17 protein-coding genes and 1 other RNA gene are annotated in these 17056 nt (G+C 51.8%); 8 read left to right on the forward strand and 10 right to left on the reverse strand.

Translation table 11 applies throughout. The annotated features are described in order from the left end of the window. Window positions 1–174 precede the first annotated feature (174 nt). Window positions 175–569: RNase P RNA component class A (gene rnpB / locus GS398_RS13425), an RNA gene on the reverse strand. 35 nt (window positions 570–604) lie between these two features. Here rnpB and GS398_RS13430 point away from each other — a divergent pair. Continuing rightward, entirely contained in the window at window positions 605–1645 is a 1041-nt protein-coding gene (locus GS398_RS13430; RefSeq protein ID WP_160907317.1) for a phosphotransferase enzyme family protein, read from the forward strand. Here the strand turns inward: GS398_RS13430 and GS398_RS13435 are convergent. Next, complete coding sequence (locus tag GS398_RS13435; RefSeq protein WP_160907318.1) at window positions 1640–2989, reverse strand: Gfo/Idh/MocA family protein; 1350 nt, start codon at window positions 2987–2989, stop codon at window positions 1640–1642. The two genes, GS398_RS13430 and GS398_RS13435, sit on opposite strands and share 6 nt — an antisense overlap. Window positions 2990–3103: 114 nt before the next feature. On the opposite strand from GS398_RS13435, the gene GS398_RS13440 reads away from it, so the two are divergent. Beyond that, window positions 3104–3856: a sulfite exporter TauE/SafE family protein gene (locus tag GS398_RS13440; protein WP_160907319.1), complete on the forward strand. Its 753-nt coding sequence runs from the start codon at window positions 3104–3106 to the stop codon at window positions 3854–3856. On the opposite strand, the gene GS398_RS13445 is transcribed toward GS398_RS13440, so the two are convergent. Beyond that, window positions 3849–4271, reverse strand: a complete 423-nt coding sequence (locus tag GS398_RS13445; protein WP_369410262.1) for a c-type cytochrome — start codon at window positions 4269–4271, stop codon at window positions 3849–3851. The two genes, GS398_RS13440 and GS398_RS13445, sit on opposite strands and share 8 nt — an antisense overlap. Beyond that, window positions 4268–4912, reverse strand: a complete 645-nt coding sequence (locus GS398_RS13450) for an SCO family protein (protein ID WP_160907320.1) — start codon at window positions 4910–4912, stop codon at window positions 4268–4270. Before GS398_RS13450 ends, GS398_RS13445 begins: the two co-directional genes overlap by 4 nt. 35 nt (window positions 4913–4947) lie before the next feature. On the opposite strand from GS398_RS13450, the gene GS398_RS13455 reads away from it, so the two are divergent. Beyond that, complete coding sequence (locus GS398_RS13455) at window positions 4948–5601, forward strand: class I SAM-dependent methyltransferase (protein WP_160907321.1); 654 nt, start codon at window positions 4948–4950, stop codon at window positions 5599–5601. On the opposite strand, the gene GS398_RS13460 is transcribed toward GS398_RS13455, so the two are convergent. Then, entirely contained in the window at window positions 5602–6720 is a 1119-nt protein-coding gene (locus GS398_RS13460) for a trans-sulfuration enzyme family protein (RefSeq protein ID WP_160907322.1), read from the reverse strand. A 44-nt stretch (window positions 6721–6764) separates the two neighbouring features. On the opposite strand from GS398_RS13460, the gene GS398_RS13465 reads away from it, so the two are divergent. The 4 genes from GS398_RS13465 to GS398_RS13480 all read left to right on the forward strand — a co-directional run bounded on the left by GS398_RS13465 (window position 6765) and on the right by GS398_RS13480 (window position 9739). Further along, window positions 6765–7061 (forward strand): hypothetical protein, encoded by a 297-nt coding sequence (locus GS398_RS13465; protein WP_160907323.1) that lies wholly within the window; start codon window positions 6765–6767, stop codon window positions 7059–7061. Window positions 7062–7180: 119 nt separating this feature from the next. Then, window positions 7181–8374, forward strand: a complete 1194-nt coding sequence (gene mqnE / locus GS398_RS13470; protein WP_160907324.1) for an aminofutalosine synthase MqnE — start codon at window positions 7181–7183, stop codon at window positions 8372–8374. 15 nt (window positions 8375–8389) lie between these two features. Further along, the gene (locus tag GS398_RS13475; RefSeq protein WP_160907325.1) at window positions 8390–9007 is read left to right on the forward strand and encodes a histidine phosphatase family protein; all 618 of its coding nucleotides are present in this window, start codon (window positions 8390–8392) and stop codon (window positions 9005–9007) included. A gap of 6 nt (window positions 9008–9013) precedes the next feature. Next, entirely contained in the window at window positions 9014–9739 is a 726-nt protein-coding gene (locus GS398_RS13480) for a menaquinone biosynthetic enzyme MqnA/MqnD family protein (protein WP_160907326.1), read from the forward strand. A 3-nt stretch (window positions 9740–9742) separates the two neighbouring features. Here GS398_RS13480 and GS398_RS13485 read toward each other — a convergent pair whose 3' ends face one another. The 5 genes from GS398_RS13485 to GS398_RS13505 form a co-directional block, all read right to left on the reverse strand. After that, window positions 9743–11473, reverse strand: a complete 1731-nt coding sequence (locus GS398_RS13485; protein ID WP_160907327.1) for a hypothetical protein — start codon at window positions 11471–11473, stop codon at window positions 9743–9745. A gap of 5 nt (window positions 11474–11478) precedes the next feature. After that, window positions 11479–12423, reverse strand: a complete 945-nt coding sequence (locus GS398_RS13490; protein ID WP_160907328.1) for a FecR family protein — start codon at window positions 12421–12423, stop codon at window positions 11479–11481. 10 nt (window positions 12424–12433) lie between these two features. Next, the gene (locus GS398_RS13495) at window positions 12434–13003 is read right to left on the reverse strand and encodes an RNA polymerase sigma-70 factor (RefSeq protein WP_160907329.1); all 570 of its coding nucleotides are present in this window, start codon (window positions 13001–13003) and stop codon (window positions 12434–12436) included. Between the two features lie 66 nt (window positions 13004–13069). Further along, window positions 13070–13720: a GIN domain-containing protein gene (locus tag GS398_RS13500; protein WP_160907330.1), complete on the reverse strand. Its 651-nt coding sequence runs from the start codon at window positions 13718–13720 to the stop codon at window positions 13070–13072. 63 nt (window positions 13721–13783) lie between these two features. Then, a complete protein-coding gene (locus GS398_RS13505; RefSeq protein WP_160907331.1) occupies window positions 13784–14944 on the reverse strand; it encodes a hypothetical protein in 1161 nt (386 codons plus the stop codon). Window positions 14945–15052: 108 nt separating this feature from the next. Here GS398_RS13505 and GS398_RS13510 point away from each other — a divergent pair, with 108 nt between their 5' ends. Further along, window positions 15053–16912, forward strand: coding sequence for a M1 family metallopeptidase (locus GS398_RS13510; RefSeq protein ID WP_160907332.1), 1860 nt, complete (start codon window positions 15053–15055; stop codon window positions 16910–16912). Window positions 16913–17056: the final 144 nt, after the last annotated feature.

Genomic DNA, 17056 nt, shown 5'->3' on the forward strand with positions numbered 1-17056 from the left:
TTGGCCCTTTTCAGCATTTCCCGAACAAGTAATGTCCTGATTTCGGGACGGTTTATACGATGGCAATAACGTTGGTGTAGTGGAATTGTTTTTGAAGAGTAATCAGCGGCCAGTTTTCAGTGATCAGTTGATATCCCTCGCAGGAACTGATAACCGATAACTGACGACTGAAAACAAAAAAACAAGCCTGTAAGCCGGGTTCTGTTCTCCCGCGTACGCGGGATGCCTATCATTTATCTGGCCGTGCCATTGCTGACACGATCTAACGGCCTACCCATCATGTTAGTGAGCGAGCAGCTCCATGACCTATTTGGCCTTTCAACTCCCGGGGTTTACCGTCGGTGCATGTCGCCATGCAGAGCCGTGAGCTCTTACCTCACGTTTTCACCGTTACCGCGCCAGGGGCGAGGCAGTTTCTTTTCTGTGGCACTTTCCATTGACAGCGGCCCGATTTCACTCTTCGCCAAGCTCAGAATGCTATCAGGACTGCCCTCTTCCCGTTAGGAAGCGAGACGCTCTGTGTTGCCCGGACTTTCCTCTCCAAACGGAGCGATAGACCAGCTTGCTCCGGCGAAGGTACGGATTAATGGCTATATTCGGCGCCATGCAAGAGATACTTTCGCGCTATGACCTCGCAGCCGGGGAATACACGATCGAACCATTTGGCACCGGGCTGATCAACGCTACCTGGAAGATCTCCCGGACGGACGGAGAGCGGTCATTTATCTTACAGCGCATCAATACGGCGGTTTTTAATAACCCGGGGCAGATCGCGGAGAACGTCCGGCAGCTGAAGAATTTCTTTGATCAGCGTTTTCCACACTACCTTTTTGTTGCGCCGCTTGCGGATGTGGATAACAGGCTGCTGGTTCCTGATGCGGATGGAAATGTTTTCAGGCTCATTCCTTTTGTGGATAACTCGGTAACCATCGACGTGGTTATGCACAGCGCGCATGCGTACGAAGCTGCGGCCCAGTTCGGTAAGTTCACCAGGCTGCTGCGTGAATTTAACCAGGACCGGTTGCAATACACCCTGCCGGACTTTCATAACCTCAGTTTGCGCATAACACAGTTCGAGGAAGCGGTAGCAAACGCCCCGGCAGGGAGAAAAGCGGAGACAGCCGAAACCATCGACCTGGCGAGGCGTTACCGCGGGATCGCGGATCGTTACGACTCGATCGTGGCGGGCGGCGCCATTCCGCGCCGTGTGATCCACCACGATACCAAGATCAGCAATGTATTGTTTGACAGGAATGGCCACGGTTTATGCGTGATAGACCTGGACACCGTAATGCCGGGCTATTTTATCAGTGATGTGGGCGACATGATGCGCACTTATCTTTCCCCCGCAAACGAGGAGGAGCAAGACCTCGATAAGATCGAAGTGCGGACAGACTTCCTCCGGGCCATTGCCGATGGCTATCTTTCGGAAATGGGCGGAGCGCTTACCGAAGCGGAACAAAAACTGTTCTTTTACTCGGGCGAGTTTATGATTTACATGCAGGCATTGCGGTTTTTAACCGACCACCTGAACGGCGATACCTACTACGGCGCACGATATCCCGGGCATAACTTTATGCGTGCGAAGAACCAGTTCGTTTTGTTGGCCAGGTACCTTGAAGCTGCAAAAAGCCTTGCGTTATAACCCGTTATCGTCCAGGGCAAATACATTCTTCCTGGTTTTCCAGCTTCCCCTGGTGAAGTCGGGGAATTTCATCGTCTTGTTGCCTTTCTTCAGCGATTCCGTGGATAACGGCATAATCACGCTCATGGTTACCGAATCGTAAACGTCGATCGGGGTTTGCTTTTTCTGCTTAACCGCTTCGATAAACCCGTTGAAAACAAACCAGTCCATGCCGCCATGGCCTGCCCCGAGCGCTTCTTTTTCGTATTTTTTCCACAGGGGATGATCATATTTGTCGAACCATTCCTGTGCAGGATCCCAAACGTCGTTTTTCTTCGACTTCTTTTCAATGTAAACGGATTTATTCACATCCATCCAGATCCCCTGCGTGCCCTGCACACGGAAGCCGAGCGAGTAGGGACGCGGGAGATGCGTATCATGACTAAGCATGACTGTTTCCCCGTTTGCGCAATTGATCAGCGTGTTCGTTACATCTCCGTTCCTGTATTTTATTTTTGCGTTGGGATGGCCGGGTGATTGTTCTTCTACATATTGCGCCAGTCCCCGTGCTTTTGAGCTGAATGAGACCAGGTTGGTGAAGCTGTTCCCTTTGTTAATATCGAGGTATTGGATCAAAGGTCCCGCGCCATGGGTGGGGTAAATATCGCCATCCACATCGATGTTGAACTGTGTGCGCCATTGGGCCTCGCTTAAGGCATTTGGGCCGTATTCTACGCCGCCGCCATAATATTGTTTGCCATTGTTAAAAAGCACCTGCCTGAGGTTATGCTGGTAGCCGCCCTCTGCGTGCACGAGTTCGCCAAACAGGCCCTGGCGGACCATGTTCAGTGCCGCCATCACATCACGGCGGTAGCAAACATTTTCGAGGGTCATATAAGGCACGCCTGTTTTTTCATAGGTTTTCACCAGGTTCCAGTGCTCATCAACGGTTAAACCGGCAATTACTTCACATCCCACGTATTTGCCGGCGTGCATGGCGTCGACGGACTGCTGGTAATGAAACTGCCAGGGGGTGGCAATAATCACGGCGTCGATATCCGGCCGGTCGAGCAGCTTTTTGTAAGCGTCGGTACTCCCGGTATATTCTGCGGGAGCCGGTTTACCTTTCTTTTTGAATATTTCACGGCAAAGCTTAAGCGAGCTCTCCTGGGTATCGCACACGGCTACGATCTCTGTATCATCGCGAAGTATACCTTCATTTACGTGATCGAGACCGCGGGCGCCGACCCCGATATAGCCGAGTCGTACCTTGTTAGCGGCGCCTGCGAGCAGGCTTCCGGTTGGGAGGATCGAAAACGCCGCAGAAGCAAGCGCCGTGTTTTTTACGAATTCTCTTCTTTCCATATTGTAATGATCGTTGTGCTTATGCCGGCCGGTTTTAGGCTTGTTATTCGCGCTAAATCTAATAAATATTTGACCAGGGACGACTTGTTCGGGCTATTTCATAGATTTGGACCAGTGATTACGCTCTTCTCCTTTACGCTTACTTATACTGACATAGCCGTTATCCTGCTGGTCGCCCTGCTTACCGGGATGTCTAAAACCGGCGTACATGGTGCGGGAATGATCACGGCGCCCTTAATGGCCTCCGTTTTTGGCGGGCAACAATCCAGCGGGATCGTGTTGCCGCTGCTCATCTTCGCAGATATTTTCGGTATTGCATACTATCACCGGCATGCGGCATGGCAATACCTGCGCATACTTTTTCCATGGGCGGCACTTGGCGTGGCGCTCGGTACGTTTGTGGGCGCCCGGATAGACGACCAGTTGTTTAAGATGATCATGGCGGTGACCATCATTTCGAGTATCTCCATTATGACCTGGCTTGAACGGGTGAAACGTGAGAAAATACCCGATAACCGGTTGTTTGCCGGTGGAATGGGGCTCGCCGGCGGATTTACCTCCATGGTAGGCAACCTGGCCGGATCGGTGATGGCCGTTTATTTGCTGTCGATGCGTTTACCAAAGAACGTTTACATTGGTACCACCGCCTGGTTTTTTGCTTTTATTAACCTGTTTAAGGTCCCTTTTCACGTTTTCGCCTGGCACACCATCCGTTGGAACACCGTAATGCTCGATTTGCTCACCATCCCCGTGATCCTGCTGGGCGCCTGGTTGGGGATCGTCATCGTAAAAAGCTTGTCGGAAAAGGTTTATCGCTGGTTTATTATCGGCATGACGGTAGTGGCTGCCGTGATGATGCTTACCTGACGCCGACACAGGCGCCCACACGCTTAGTTTCGTAGATGCCTTGCTTGTTGCCAAACGAATTAGTTACATAAGTAAGCACCGCCGCAATATCAATATCGGCTAATTTATTATTACCTGGCATCTCGCCATCGAACGGTTTGCCGCCTACAATCATTTTACCTTTCACGCCGTCCCTCACTAAGCATGGCAGTGAACCGCTCCGTTCTTTCATGAAAACGGTATCTGTTAAAGGGGGGATCAGCGCGCCCAGGCCGGAACCGTCGGCATTGTGACAGTTCTGGCAATGCTGCTCATACAACTGCTTGCCATTGGCATAATACCAGGCGTAATTCAGCTGTGAGCTATCCTGGCAGGAAGAGTACACCGCGGTCATTGAAACCGCTGCAAATAGTGTAATTACAAGGTTGCGCTTCACTTCCCGTCTTCCTCGTTAAGCAGCACGCCCATGTCTTCGATCAATTGTGCCACCTGTTTGGTATCAGTACCGTCGTATGCCCCGCGAAGACGTTTTTGCTTGTCTACGAGCACAAACCAGCCCTGGTGAATAAACCCGCCGGGTGCGGACGCTTCTTTGCCAACGGCGACGAGGTAGCTTTTTTCGGCGATGGTATATACGGAATCGTGGGAGCCATGCACAAATTCCCATTGGTCGCCCGTTATACCGAGCTTTGTAGCATAGGTTTTTAATACCGACGGCTGGTCGTGGATCGCATCAATGGTATGGGAAAGAAGCTTTACCGAGGCATTTCCTTTATATTTTTCGTACACCTTAAGCATGTTGCGGTGCATAACCGGGCAAATGCTGGGGCATCGTGTAAAAAAGAAATCGGCTACGTAAATCTTCCCGTTAAAGGCCTGTTCGGTAACCCTCACACTGTCCTGGTTAAGAAAGCTGAAAGCGGGAACGGCCTGGTAAATGGTATCGATCACTGTTTTCCCATCTACCACCTTTTCTACCGGCTCGCGGTTGCCCAGTATGGGAAGCTTCCTTTCTTGTTTCGTGCATGACACGGTAATTATTAACAGGAGCAAATATAAAACGGATCTTTGTGCCATATGGGAAGGATAATGGCAAAGATAAATCGAATCTGATGGGAACCAATGAACGGATTAATAATTATGATACGCCGGCCTGGTTTTACGACCCCTTATCCGCCCTTGTTTTTTGGGGAGCGCAAAGGCGGGCGCAAAATGCGTTTATTCACCTGGTCCCGCCAGGCTCGAAGGTGTTGATCGCCGGGGGAGGCACGGGGAAAATATTGGAGGAACTGGTCAGGATTCACCCCGGAACGCTGTCCGTCACCTATGTGGAAAAGTCGGGGAAAATGCTCAGCAAGGCCAGGAAACGGGACCATGGAGATCACCAGGTGCAGTTCGTACACGCCGGCATCGAAGATTTTGCCCCAACGGAACCATTCGACTGCCTCTTTACGGCGTTCCTGTTCGATAATTTTACAGGCGGCAATGCGCGGGCGATCTTCTCCCACCTCGATGGGATGCTTAACCAAGGCGGATGCTGGCTCTATACCGATTTCCGGATCAATCGGGCTTCACCTGTTTTCCACAAATTGTTACTGAAAATGATGTATGTGCTTTTCAGGTGGTTATGCCGGGTAGAAGCGACCTGGTTGCCGGATATGAACTTCCTTTTTAGCGAAGCAGGTTACCGGCAACAGGGAGAAAAGAAGTTCTATGGCGCGTTTATCGTCGCCCGCCTGCTGGTGAAGCCCGCAGGAAAAAATTAACTACGCGTCCAGCGCCTGTGCAAGATCAGCGATCAGGTCTTCGATGTTTTCCAGCCCTACAGAGACCCGTAATAAATTATGCGGCGTTTTGGTGGCCGGTCCTTCTACCGAGAAGCGATGTTCAATGAGGCTTTCAACACCTCCTAAACTGGTAGCCTGCAGGAAAACCTTTACCGAGTTTGCCACTTTATGAGCGGCTTCCGCATCTCCCTTCACCAGGAAAGAAAGCATGCCGCCAAATCCGCACATTTGCGATGCGGCTACCTCATGCAAGGCGTGGCCGGCAAGCCCGGGGTAATAAACCTGTTCAACTTTGGGATGCCTCAGCAGGTAAGCCGCCAGTTTCGAAGCGTTCTCATAGTGCCCGCGCATCCGGTAGGGAAGCGTTTTAATGCCTCTTACTGTCATATAACAATCAAACGGTGACGGTACGGCGCCCGATAGTTCCTGCACCGTGCGGATCTTCGCCCATTGGTCGTTCTTTTCTTTCGTAACCAGGATACCGCCGAGCACGTCGCTATGTCCGCCGAGGTACTTCGTGCCGGAGTGCATCACCAGGTCGGCGCCCAACGCCAACGGCCGCTGGAAAACAGGGGTGGCGAACGTGTTATCTACACCAACCAGGCAACTGTGTTCGCGGGCAATGTCTGCGATCGCCCGGATATCGGTGATCTTGAGCAATGGATTAGAAGGCGTTTCGATCCAGATGAGTTTTGTTTCGGGACGAATCGCTTTCCGCACGTTTGCCGGGTCGGAAAGGTCGAGAAAATCTACCGCCAGGATTCCCCGGTACACCTCCAGCAGCAATTTTTTTAATCCATGGTACATGTCGTCGGGTGCGATCACATGCGCCCCGCTGCCAAGCGACTGGAAAACTGCGCCGCCCGCTGCGTTGCCCGATGAAAATGCAAGGGCATCATCGCCGCCTTCCAGCTGTGTAAGCACCCGCTCGAGTGATGCCCGGTTCGGATTTGAGGCACGGGTATATACGTGGCCGCCGGGGTAACTGCCGTCTTCACCACGTTCAAAAGTCGTGGAAAGGGTGATGGGCTGGATGACGGCACGTGTGGCGGCGTCGACCTGGTTGCCGGAGTGGATAGCGATGGTTTCAAGTTTCATATCACGAAGTACTAAGTGTTCAAAAGTAAGATTTAACGAAATGCTTGGAAGAGGAAAATAAATTTATCCGGTTTGTAGCATTCATTTTACCCCGGCGTACTGGTAGTAGCTGGACCGAAACCGGCAGCGATATCGGCTCACACAAGGAGGGTCATGAAGCGCTTACGCCCGACCAGGTGTATCGCAAGGCGAAAAAGCGGTGGATGAAAATGAGCGTCGAAGAAAACGAGATCTGTTTCGAAGCAAAAAATGATGGAATGATCTCTGCTGCGGGTACTTTCCCGGGAATTGCACGGACGATCGCTTCACCGGCATCTCACCGGCTATATAAAAGCTGGTAAGCCTTAACCACCGGAACGATATCCGGTTTCCGGGTCCCAAAGCGGCGGATATCTTACAACCGGATGATCGTTGAGTCCCCATATTATCGTACTTTTGTGCAGCAATCAGGAAAATATAGATGGACGCTGTACCTAGCCTCACCGTTTTGCTTGATGACCCAACCCTTCCGGGCGAACTAAGATCGATAGCCGCAAAAGTTCAGGATCACCAGCGTATTACTTTCGACGAAGGAGTTTACCTCTACAAACACGCCAGCCCCGGGTACCTCGGCGTGCTGGCCAACCACATCCGCGAAGCCCGGCATGGGCACAATACCTATTTTAACCGCAACTTTCACATCGAGCCCACCAATCTTTGCGTGTATGATTGTAAGTTCTGTTCGTATTCCAGGCTGATCAAACAGCGGCAGGAGGGATGGGAATACACCATGGAAGAGATGCTGGACATCGTACGGAAATATGACGACCAGCCCGTTACCGAAGTGCATATTGTGGGTGGCGTACTGCCGCAGTACGACGTGCAGTTTTATTCGGAACTGTTTACCCGTATCCATGAGCACCGCCCCGGGCTGCACGTGAAGGCCCTTACGCCGGTGGAATACCATTACATCTTTAAAAAAGCGAAGATCGATTACGCCACCGGGATGAAGCTGATGAAGGAAGCCGGGCTCGATTCTATCCCAGGCGGAGGCGCAGAGATCTTCGATCCGGAGATACGCGACCAGATCGCTAAAGATAAATGTACGGCAGACCAGTGGCTGGCCATCCACGAGGAGTGGCATAAGCTGGGCATGCGCTCTAACGCGACGATGTTATATGGTCATATAGAAGCCTATCATCACCGCGTAGATCATATGGAGCGGCTGCGGCAGCTCCAGGACCGTACGCATGGCTTCCAGACGTTTATCCCCCTCAAGTTCAGGAACCAGGATAACCAGATGTCGCATATCCCGGAAGTTTCGGTGGTGGAAGATCTGCGTAACTACGCGATCGCTCGTATTTACCTCGATAATTTCGACCATATTAAGGCTTATTGGGCCATGATCAGCCGTTCTACCGCACAGCTTTCGCTGAACTTCGGTGTAGACGACATTGATGGTACGCTCGATGATACCACGAAGATCTATTCCATGGCCGGCGCCGAAGAGCAGCACCCCGGTATGAGCACGCGCGAATTGGTGGAGCTCATTAAACAAGTGGGACGCCGGCCGGTGGAACGGGATACGCTTTACAATGTGGTAACCGACTTTGCAGACTTTACCTTTCCAGACGCAGAACAACCAAAGTTTTATAAATTGCCCGTCTTAAACTAACAGGTGGCAGACAAAATGATATACCTTATCCGTCATGGTGAAACGGACCTGAATAAACGCGGCATTGTACAGGGCCGCGGAATGAATACCGACCTTAATGAAACCGGTCGTGAGCAGGCCGCCGCCTTTTACAGGGCCTACCGTTACGTTCCTTTTGATAAGATCTATACTTCGAGCCTCAAGCGTACCCACCAAACTGTACAGCGGTTTATCGACGATGGTATCCCCTGGGTACAGTATCCGGGCCTCGATGAGCTTGCCTGGGGCGTTTTCGAAGGGCAGGAAAGTACCGAAAGCACACGGGATGCCTTCCATGGCATCCTGCAAAGCTGGAGTAAAGGCGATCTTCACATTAAGTTCGACCAGGGCGAAAGCCCGCTGGAAGTAAAAGAGCGCCAGCTTGAAGTACTCGAAAAGATCATCGAAACCGATGACGATCAAACCATTCTCATTTGTATGCACGGCCGGGCCATGCGCCTGTTCCTTTGCCTCCTGCTCGACCTGCCCCTGTACAAAATGGATACCTTTCCGCACCAGAACACCACCCTTTACCGGCTCGAATACCAGGACGGAAGGTTCACCATCATTGATTTTAACAATACGGACCACCTCAAGTACGTGCTCCCCAGCTAACAACTAGTGAACAAGATCAGGATCTCAGCAGTTTCCTATACCAACACCCGGCCCTTTGTTTATGGCCTTATGCACTCAGAAATACCGCAAAAAACGGAGCTCACGCTCGATGTGCCTGCGGAATGCGCCCGCAAATTGATCCGGGATGAGGCGGATATCGGGCTCGTTCCCGTGGCGGCGCTGCTGCATATCCCGGGTTATCAGATCGTTGCGGACTATTGCATCGGGGCGGAAGGGCCGGTGAACTCCGTATTTCTCTTCAGTCATAAACCCGTTAGCGAGGTGCGTACGGTTTGTGCCGACAGCCAGTCGCGTACCTCTAACAACCTTGCCAAAGTGCTGCTAAAACACCATTGGAAAGTAACCCCGGAGTTTGTTACCGACCAGGACCAGGACGCGGACGCATTCGTGTTAATAGGTGACCGTACTTTCGGCAAAAAAGACCAATACCCCTTTGCATACGATCTCGCGGAAGAATGGATCAGCTTTACCGGTCTGCCCTTCGTATTCGCCGTTTGGGCTTCCAATAAGCCCATCCCGCAAGAGTTTTCCGATGAACTGAACGCTGCGCTCGCTTATGGCCTCGATCACCGCAGGGAAGTGCTGGCCGAACTGCAGCCCCGCAATGATTTCGACCTCACCGACTACCTGATGAACAGGATCAGTTTTGGGCTTGATGAAAGGAAAAGGGAAGCGTTGGAGTTGTTTTTAAAGTACGTAGCTAACGGCTGACGGCTATAAAAAAGTTATCCCCGCGTTCCAGCCGAACCACCCTGTCGTATAATTCGAAAACGAGCGATACTTTCCGGGTACGATATCACTTTTGTAACCGGGAGCCGATCGTACCACCGGATCCGAATAGTATACGGAATAAGCTGGTCCTGCGAAAATGCTGACCAGCTTATGTAATTTAAACTGGACATTGGTTTTAAAGCGGCTGAGGACGTTGGTGCTTTCCCAGTTACCGAGGTAGATGAACTGGGAGGATATCTCCGCGGCCACCGACAGCTTGTCGGAAAACAACACATCATGCCCCAGCCCGAAGCCGCCGGAGTAGATCAGCTCCTTATCAGAGAAGTTTTTCCCGCCGATGAGTATCGTGTACAGGTTGGCATTGCCGGTTTTAACCGCGATGTTAAAGTTCATGGTCTCGTTGGCAGAGATACTTACCTTATGATAACCCCTTCGGACCAGGTTGAGCAACCCGATGCTATAGCCAGAGGAACTATCGGCCACATTCAGCAAACCGACCTGCATTCCGTGCATCTCCCTGGCATAGTTAAAGAGACCGGCTATCTGCGCGCCCCGAAGCTTCTTGCCGGTAATATTTCCCAGGCCCGCTACCTGTATGCCATTGGTGCTGCGCGCTACCACGTTTACCAGCCCGGTGATGCCGGTGCCGTTAAGGTCCTTAAAAACCAGGTTCGCCACTCCCGAAACCTGTACGCCTTCGGCATTTCCGTGTACCTCGTTAAGCACACCGGCTACCTGCACCGCCCGGATGCTGTCGAAAACCGAATTAAGTACGCCGGCCACCTGCACGCCCTTTACTGAACCGCCCGTCATGTTAATCACGCCGGCTACCTGCACCTTTTCTACGTCATGCTTATTTACGTTAAAGATGCCCGCCACCTCTAAGCCGTTCACGCCTGCGGTATACCCGCCAAGCACGTTTAACGACGCCTTGTTTACGATCTGCGAGCTGAACAGGCCATGCGAGCTCAATCCCGGAAGGAACGACGCCTGGAAGGGGGTGGTAGCAAAAAAATCGGGGATGTTCAGGGCCTGGACCCGCTGCCGCGAAGAAACCAGCCAGCCGCCGAAAGTACGTCCCGTACGCCTGAACGCGGTGTTGATCCCCTGCCATACCGGGTTATCTGCGCCTTCGGGCAGGATATCGATGCTCGAAAGAAAGCGCATACTGGTGTCGCGATAGTTCTCTTTGCTGGCGGTAAGTACCACCGATGAGTAATCGCCTTTAAAACGCAGCCGGAAGTATCCGTTTTCATCACTAAGCGCGGCATGCAGGAGGTTGCGTTCGTAAACGCTGGCTTCCTTTACTTTTTCGCTGCTCTGCTCGTCGACTATGAACCCGCTGATCACGTATTCCCTGTTACCGGAAATGATCTCCTCCGGGCGGATGGAAAACCTGCGTACCATAACACGCAACACAATGTATTTCTCACTTTCGCGGTACTCTGCGCGCCCGTTTAGCAGGCGGTTAAGCGCTTCCCGGACGGTGATATTCTCCGCCTTAAGCGATACCAGGCTATCTGCAGGAATGCCGCTGCCGTACGAGAAATAGAAGTTATTCTTTTTGCTGATGATGTTGAGCACATCTTCCAGCCGCTGCTGGCTTACATTCAGGGTGACGTTCGACGCAAGGAGCGAGGCCCGGTTAACCGCTTGCCCGAATAATTGCAGCGACAGGAAAAGTGCCAGGAAAAGTGTAACGGATCTTCTCATGCGTGCTATTTAAGGATGATCTCATCGCCTTCTTTTACCACGGTGAGCTTAAGCGTTAAAGCCAGGATCTCGAGGATATGGTCCAGGTTTTCGTCGTTTAAGGTAGTAGTGATCTCTAACGCGGCCTTTTCCGGGTCCGCGACCCGGATCCGGGCATCGTAGTTTTCATTCAGCACTTCTACTATGCGGGATAGCGGGGTGTTATGCGCTATAAATACCCGGCTCCGGTAAAACTGGTAAAGCTGGTCGGGGTTCTTCTGCGCCGCCAGGTTTATGCCTTTACCGGCCAGCGCGCGTTCGCCGGCATGAAGCAGCACTTCATTATCGCCGTTGCGTACTTTTACGATCCCCGTTTCTACGATCACTTCGGTTTGATCGTTGCGGTACTTCACATTAAAAGAAGTACCCACCACGGTGACGGTGGTATTGCCCGACGCGATCACGAAAGGCTTTTTCCTGTCGGGTGCCACCTTGAAAAAAACTTCACCTTTATTCAGTTTGATGTTTCGCCTGTTGCCGCTGAAGCGTGTCTGGTAGGAAAGTGACGCATTTTTGTTAAGGGTGATCTCCGATCCATCCGGCAAGATCTCCGTCCGTACCGTGGCGGCGGATTCGATGGTGGTATAACCTGGCCGAAGCAGTATGTATGCCGACCAGGCTCCCAGCGCCAGCAGCAGCGCCGCCGCGGCTTTCAGGAACTTACCGGGGAACATCCGAACGCGCGGCCGCTGCACATCCAACTGACCGGCGTTTTCTTTAAACTTGTTCCAGGCGGCATCTTCGTCTACCGTACTCGTTACGGCCAATTGTTTGCTTACGTTCCAGATCAGTTCCATCTGTGAAAAATAGCGTTGGTTGGCGGCTCCGGCGGCCAGCCATTCGGTTACCTCGCTATCCTCCCGGGCGTTGGTCTCTTTTAGCAGGAATTTGATCAGCAGCTCGTCTTTCATCGTTCCTCCGTTATTTAAATAGCCTGTCAATAATCAATGCGATCAGCGGCAGAAAATCTGCCAGCTTAAGGCGCATCAGCCGGAGCGCTTTTCCCATCTGGTTTTCCACCGTTTTGACGGAGATGCCCAGGAAATCAGCAATTTCGCGGTATTTGAGCTCCTCGAAACGGCTCAACTGGAAAATGGTCCTGCACTGTTCCGGGAGCTCGTTCAGCGCTTCACTGATCTTTTGCTGCAGCTCGCTGGCTTCCAGCTTCCCGGACGCTTCTTCGGCCTCGTTTTTCATGCTGTATTGGGTATGGTCCTCAAATCTCGCCCGTACTTTTTCGTGCTTCAGGTGATTCAGGCTATCGTTATAAACGCATTTATAGAGATAGGCGCGGATCGGTCCCTGTACGTTCACATGGCGCCTCTTTTCCCAAAGCCTCAGGAACAACTGTTGTACGATTTCTTCGGCGATAATGGCGTCACGCACAATTACCTGCGCATAGGCATGCAAGGCTTTAAAGTTTGAACGGAAAAGTTGCTCAAATTGCACCTCGTCGGTTAAAGACGGCTCCGGGGGAAATGATAGTGTCACGGTTGTACAGGTTCAAATATAGTATTAGTAGTAATATCAGGGTGAGTAGAGAATGGAAAGCTCCATTTACATCTTCACCACTTTCCCCGATCCGCTGATCTCCGAATCGATCACCGGGCTGCCGGAGTAGTATACTTTGCCGCTTCCGCTGATGCGTACTTTCAGGTTGTTTTGTACGCTAAGCCTGGCGCTTCCGCTGCCGGAGATGTGTGCTTCAGACCTTTTTGCATTGATTTTCTGCAGGTTGGCGCTGCCTGACCCCGAGATGTCGGCATATACGGCATCACATTCAAAGGTATCGTCCACATAGATATCGCCCGAGCCGCTGATCCTTGTTTCCAGCTGTTGCTGTGCGGGGAAAGCGCCGTTCACCCAGATCTTCCCGCTTCCGCTGATGTCGACGTTTTTCAGCAGGGGCATGGTTACATAGACCTCGATATCATCGTGCACCACATTTACGCGCTCGTATGCCAGGTGAAGCGTGCTTCCGGTTATGGTAGATTTAAAGCGGGGAATAAGATTGCCTGAGCCGCGCAGCTCAACTTTGTAAAGCGTACCGTAGGTGATGTGGACCGGCGTCGACCCGCTGCTGCGGACACCGGTAAAAGTGCCCGGCGTGCGCATTTCCGTAACTATATTGCCGTCGGCTTCCAGCCGGTCCTTAGAGCAGGAGGCGATTAGTAATGCTAAAAATAAAAGGGGTGATATCGTTTTCATAATTGTTTTCCTTGTATGACTTGGTGATTAAATGACTGAATTGTAGAGTAATTAGTTACGTGTTTAGAAAATAATGTTGAGGCCTGCGGTATAACCGATGTAAAACCCCTGGAAATTATGGCTCCACCGGTTGGTCCAGCTATCGATGTAGTGGTCAGACAGTTTACGGCCTTCTTCGGTGTTGCTGTTCACATAGTGAAGCGCGGGGCCGCCGATCAGCTCGAGGTGGTCGCCGAATTTCAGCGCGGGCATCATGCGGAGCGAGGAGTTGAACGTTTCTCCGTGCCGGAAATCTTCGAGCAGCATGGATGAGGCCTCGATGTTAAGCCTGAAGAAGTTCGACTCAAAGAAATGAGCGCCGAAACCGGCTTCGAAAGCGTATTTTTCTTCTTCGTTATTAAAGTTGTAGCCGCCGCCCAGTATGCCGTACATCATTTTCCCGCCCGAGCGGAAGGTTACCAGCGCGGTTTGGTTTTCGTCGATAGTAAAGGCGATGCTTTTTTCGCCGTTCTTAATAAGGTTTAGGATGCCTACCGGGCAGTCACTGCTGTCGGCTACGTTGATAAAGCCGGAAAACTGTGCGCCTTTTACCTTTTTAGCCACGTTAATAAAGCCCGCGAACTGCGACCCTGCCACATTTCTGGCTGTATTTACAAACCCGGCGAATTGGGAACCTGTAATATCCTGCCGCGCCGCGTTAGCAAACCCGGCAAACTGCGACCCGGTTACTTTTACAGCGGTATTAATAAACCCGGCAAATTGCAGTCCTTCCGCGTTTCCGGCCACGTTGGCAAATCCCGCGAACTGCGCGCCTTTAATATCGGCACACTTGTTGAGAAATCCCGCGAACTGTCCTCCGTTTACATTACCTGAAGCGACGTTGGTGAACCCGGCGAACTGGAACCCCCGGCCTTCGGCATAAGTATTGGCGAAGCCTGCGAACGCCATCCCGTCGGCCTTGCCGCCAATGTGGTTGGAGAAGCCTGCGAACTGCAGCCCTTTGGCATCGTGATGTACCACGTTAGAAAGACCAGCGAAAACAAGGCCCTGTTCTCCGGCCGAAACGCCGCCGATGAGGTTAAGCGAAAAGTGGTTGGTGTCTAACGGTGCATGGCTGCCGTTTGAGCTAACCGGGTAGATAACTCCAACATTTACTTTGGTGGTGCTTGTCTGCGCGAAACTGTTAAGCGAAGCAAGTATCAATGCGTATTTAATGATCTTCATTTTTTTCTGTATTTAGAAATGAGACAACCTCGTGAGAACTTACCCCTATGCCTGCATTGATTTTTTTTTAAATAATTACATTTGATGTTTACACGTAATTTAAACCGCATGTTAACCAGGAAGATCGTACTGTCAGGATTGCTCGCTCTTTTTGCCGGAAGCTCGGTGGGGCAAAGCGCCTTGCCCATAGCGACGAACGTTGAAAAGGCTTTTAAAAAGAACACACGCTCGTGGTCGGGTAAACCCGGGGCATCGTACTGGCAGAATACGGCCGACTATTCCCTGAAGGTGAAATTCAACCCCGAAACACGCGAACTGTCAGGCACGGCGCTTATTAACTATGTGAACAACAGCCCCGACACGCTGCGGCAGCTCGTATTTAAGCTTTACCCGAACCTGTACCAGAAAGGGGCGCCGAGAGCTTCACGGATCGCACCAGAGGATATTAACGATGGCATGAAAATTGAAAAGCTGACGGTGAACGATAACGTCATCTCACGCCTGCGCCCGCAGAACACCAACATGACGGTGATCATCCCGCCGCTCGCCGGCAAAAAGAGCGCAAAGATCTCGGTTACTTATTCCTATATATTAAATAAAGGCTCGCATAACCGTACCGGGCAGGTAGATCCGGGTGCGTTCTTTATCGCGTATTTCTTCCCGCGCGTAGCGGTGTACGACGATATCGACGGCTGGAACATGAACCCCTATCGCGGGTCGGAAGAGTTTTATAACGATTTCTGCAATTTCGAGGCAGAGATCACCCTCCCGGAAAAATATGCGGCCTGGGCCACCGGCGACCTCACCAATGCCGCCGGGGTATTTACCCCGGCCATCGTCAAACGGATCGCCGCCGCCGAAAAGTCGGATGAGGTGATCGATGTGATCGATTCCGCAGATCTTAAAAGCAACCAGGTGACCACCGCCGGAGAACATACCTGGAAGTTCAGCGCCAAAAACGTAACTGATTTTGCCTTCGCCATCAGCAATCACTACCTGTGGAAATCGAAGAGCCTGGTAGTAGATCCCGCAACCGGCCGCCGCACCCGCGTAGACGCGGTATTTAACCCGGCACATAAGGATTATTATGAAGTGATCGGCTTCGCTGATAAAACAGTGCAGCTCATGAGTTATACCTTCCCCAAATGGCCCTTCCCGTATGCACACGAAACGGTATTTGACGGGCTCGACCAAATGGAGTACCCGATGATGGTGAATGACAATCCCGTACAGGACCGCACGGATGCCATCACCCTTACCGATCACGAGATATTTCACACCATGTTCCCCTTTTACATGGGCATAAACGAAACTAAATACGGGTGGATGGACGAAGGCTGGGCCACCATCGGCGAATGGCTCATATCACCCATGATCGATAAGTCGATCGTGGACGAATACGGGATGTCTGCCTATTCCGGGTCGGCAGGGACAGAAGCCGACCTCCCGATCATGACATTAACTACCCAGCAGGTTGGGGCCGGCTCATTCACCAATATCTACCCGAAACCCGCAATGGGCTATCTGTATGTGAAAGATCTGCTTGGCGACGAGCTGTTTACCAGGGCCCTGCATTACTACATCAGCCAGTGGAACGGGAAACACCCCATCCCGTACGATTTCTTTAACTGCATGAATGCCGGCTCCGGCAAAAACCTCGATTGGTTCTGGAAACGCTGGTTTTTTGACAGTGGTGTGCCCAACCTCGGCATCGCCAGCGTAAAACAAGCGGCAGGCCAATGCAACGTGGTAGTGGCGGCCATAGGCACAAAACCGGTACCGGTAGACCTGTCGGTTTTTTACGCAGACGGGTCGTCGGAAAAGTTCCATCGCAGCATCGCCGTGTGGGAGACTGGCAGCAAGGCCGTCACCGTTTCTTTTAAAGCCACTAAACAAGTAGAAAAGGTGGTGCTGGGAAGTACGTATGTGCCGGATACCGATAAGAAGAATAATATGTGGACGAGGTAAGTAGGCCTGATCCCGGTTATCAATCCTGTTTCGGCCGCCTGTCTGAAAACCCGCAACTGCAAAAAAGTGAAAATAAATTTGGATGTATCTACGATTGTTTCGTAGTTTTACGAAAATATCATAATCCTCGTCCGAAACGCAGCC

This window comes from Hufsiella ginkgonis, from assembly GCF_009834915.1.
Taxonomy (GTDB): domain Bacteria; phylum Bacteroidota; class Bacteroidia; order Sphingobacteriales; family Sphingobacteriaceae; genus Hufsiella; species Hufsiella ginkgonis.

Coding starts and splice junctions, on each gene's coding strand:
- GS398_RS13430 (WP_160907317.1), top strand. CDS start 605: ATGCAAGAGATACTTTCGCGCTATGACCTCGCAGCCGGGGAATACACG.
- GS398_RS13435 (WP_160907318.1), bottom strand. CDS start 2,989: ATGGAAAGAAGAGAATTCGTAAAAAACACGGCGCTTGCTTCTGCGGCG.
- GS398_RS13450 (WP_160907320.1), bottom strand. CDS start 4,912: ATGGCACAAAGATCCGTTTTATATTTGCTCCTGTTAATAATTACCGTG.
- GS398_RS13455 (WP_160907321.1), top strand. CDS start 4,948: ATGGGAACCAATGAACGGATTAATAATTATGATACGCCGGCCTGGTTT.
- GS398_RS13460 (WP_160907322.1), bottom strand. CDS start 6,720: ATGAAACTTGAAACCATCGCTATCCACTCCGGCAACCAGGTCGACGCC.
- mqnE (WP_160907324.1), top strand. CDS start 7,181: ATGGACGCTGTACCTAGCCTCACCGTTTTGCTTGATGACCCAACCCTT.
- GS398_RS13475 (WP_160907325.1), top strand. CDS start 8,390: ATGATATACCTTATCCGTCATGGTGAAACGGACCTGAATAAACGCGGC.
- GS398_RS13485 (WP_160907327.1), bottom strand. CDS start 11,473: ATGAGAAGATCCGTTACACTTTTCCTGGCACTTTTCCTGTCGCTGCAA.
- GS398_RS13490 (WP_160907328.1), bottom strand. CDS start 12,423: ATGAAAGACGAGCTGCTGATCAAATTCCTGCTAAAAGAGACCAACGCC.
- GS398_RS13500 (WP_160907330.1), bottom strand. CDS start 13,720: ATGAAAACGATATCACCCCTTTTATTTTTAGCATTACTAATCGCCTCC.
- GS398_RS13505 (WP_160907331.1), bottom strand. CDS start 14,944: ATGAAGATCATTAAATACGCATTGATACTTGCTTCGCTTAACAGTTTC.
- GS398_RS13510 (WP_160907332.1), top strand. CDS start 15,053: ATGTTAACCAGGAAGATCGTACTGTCAGGATTGCTCGCTCTTTTTGCC.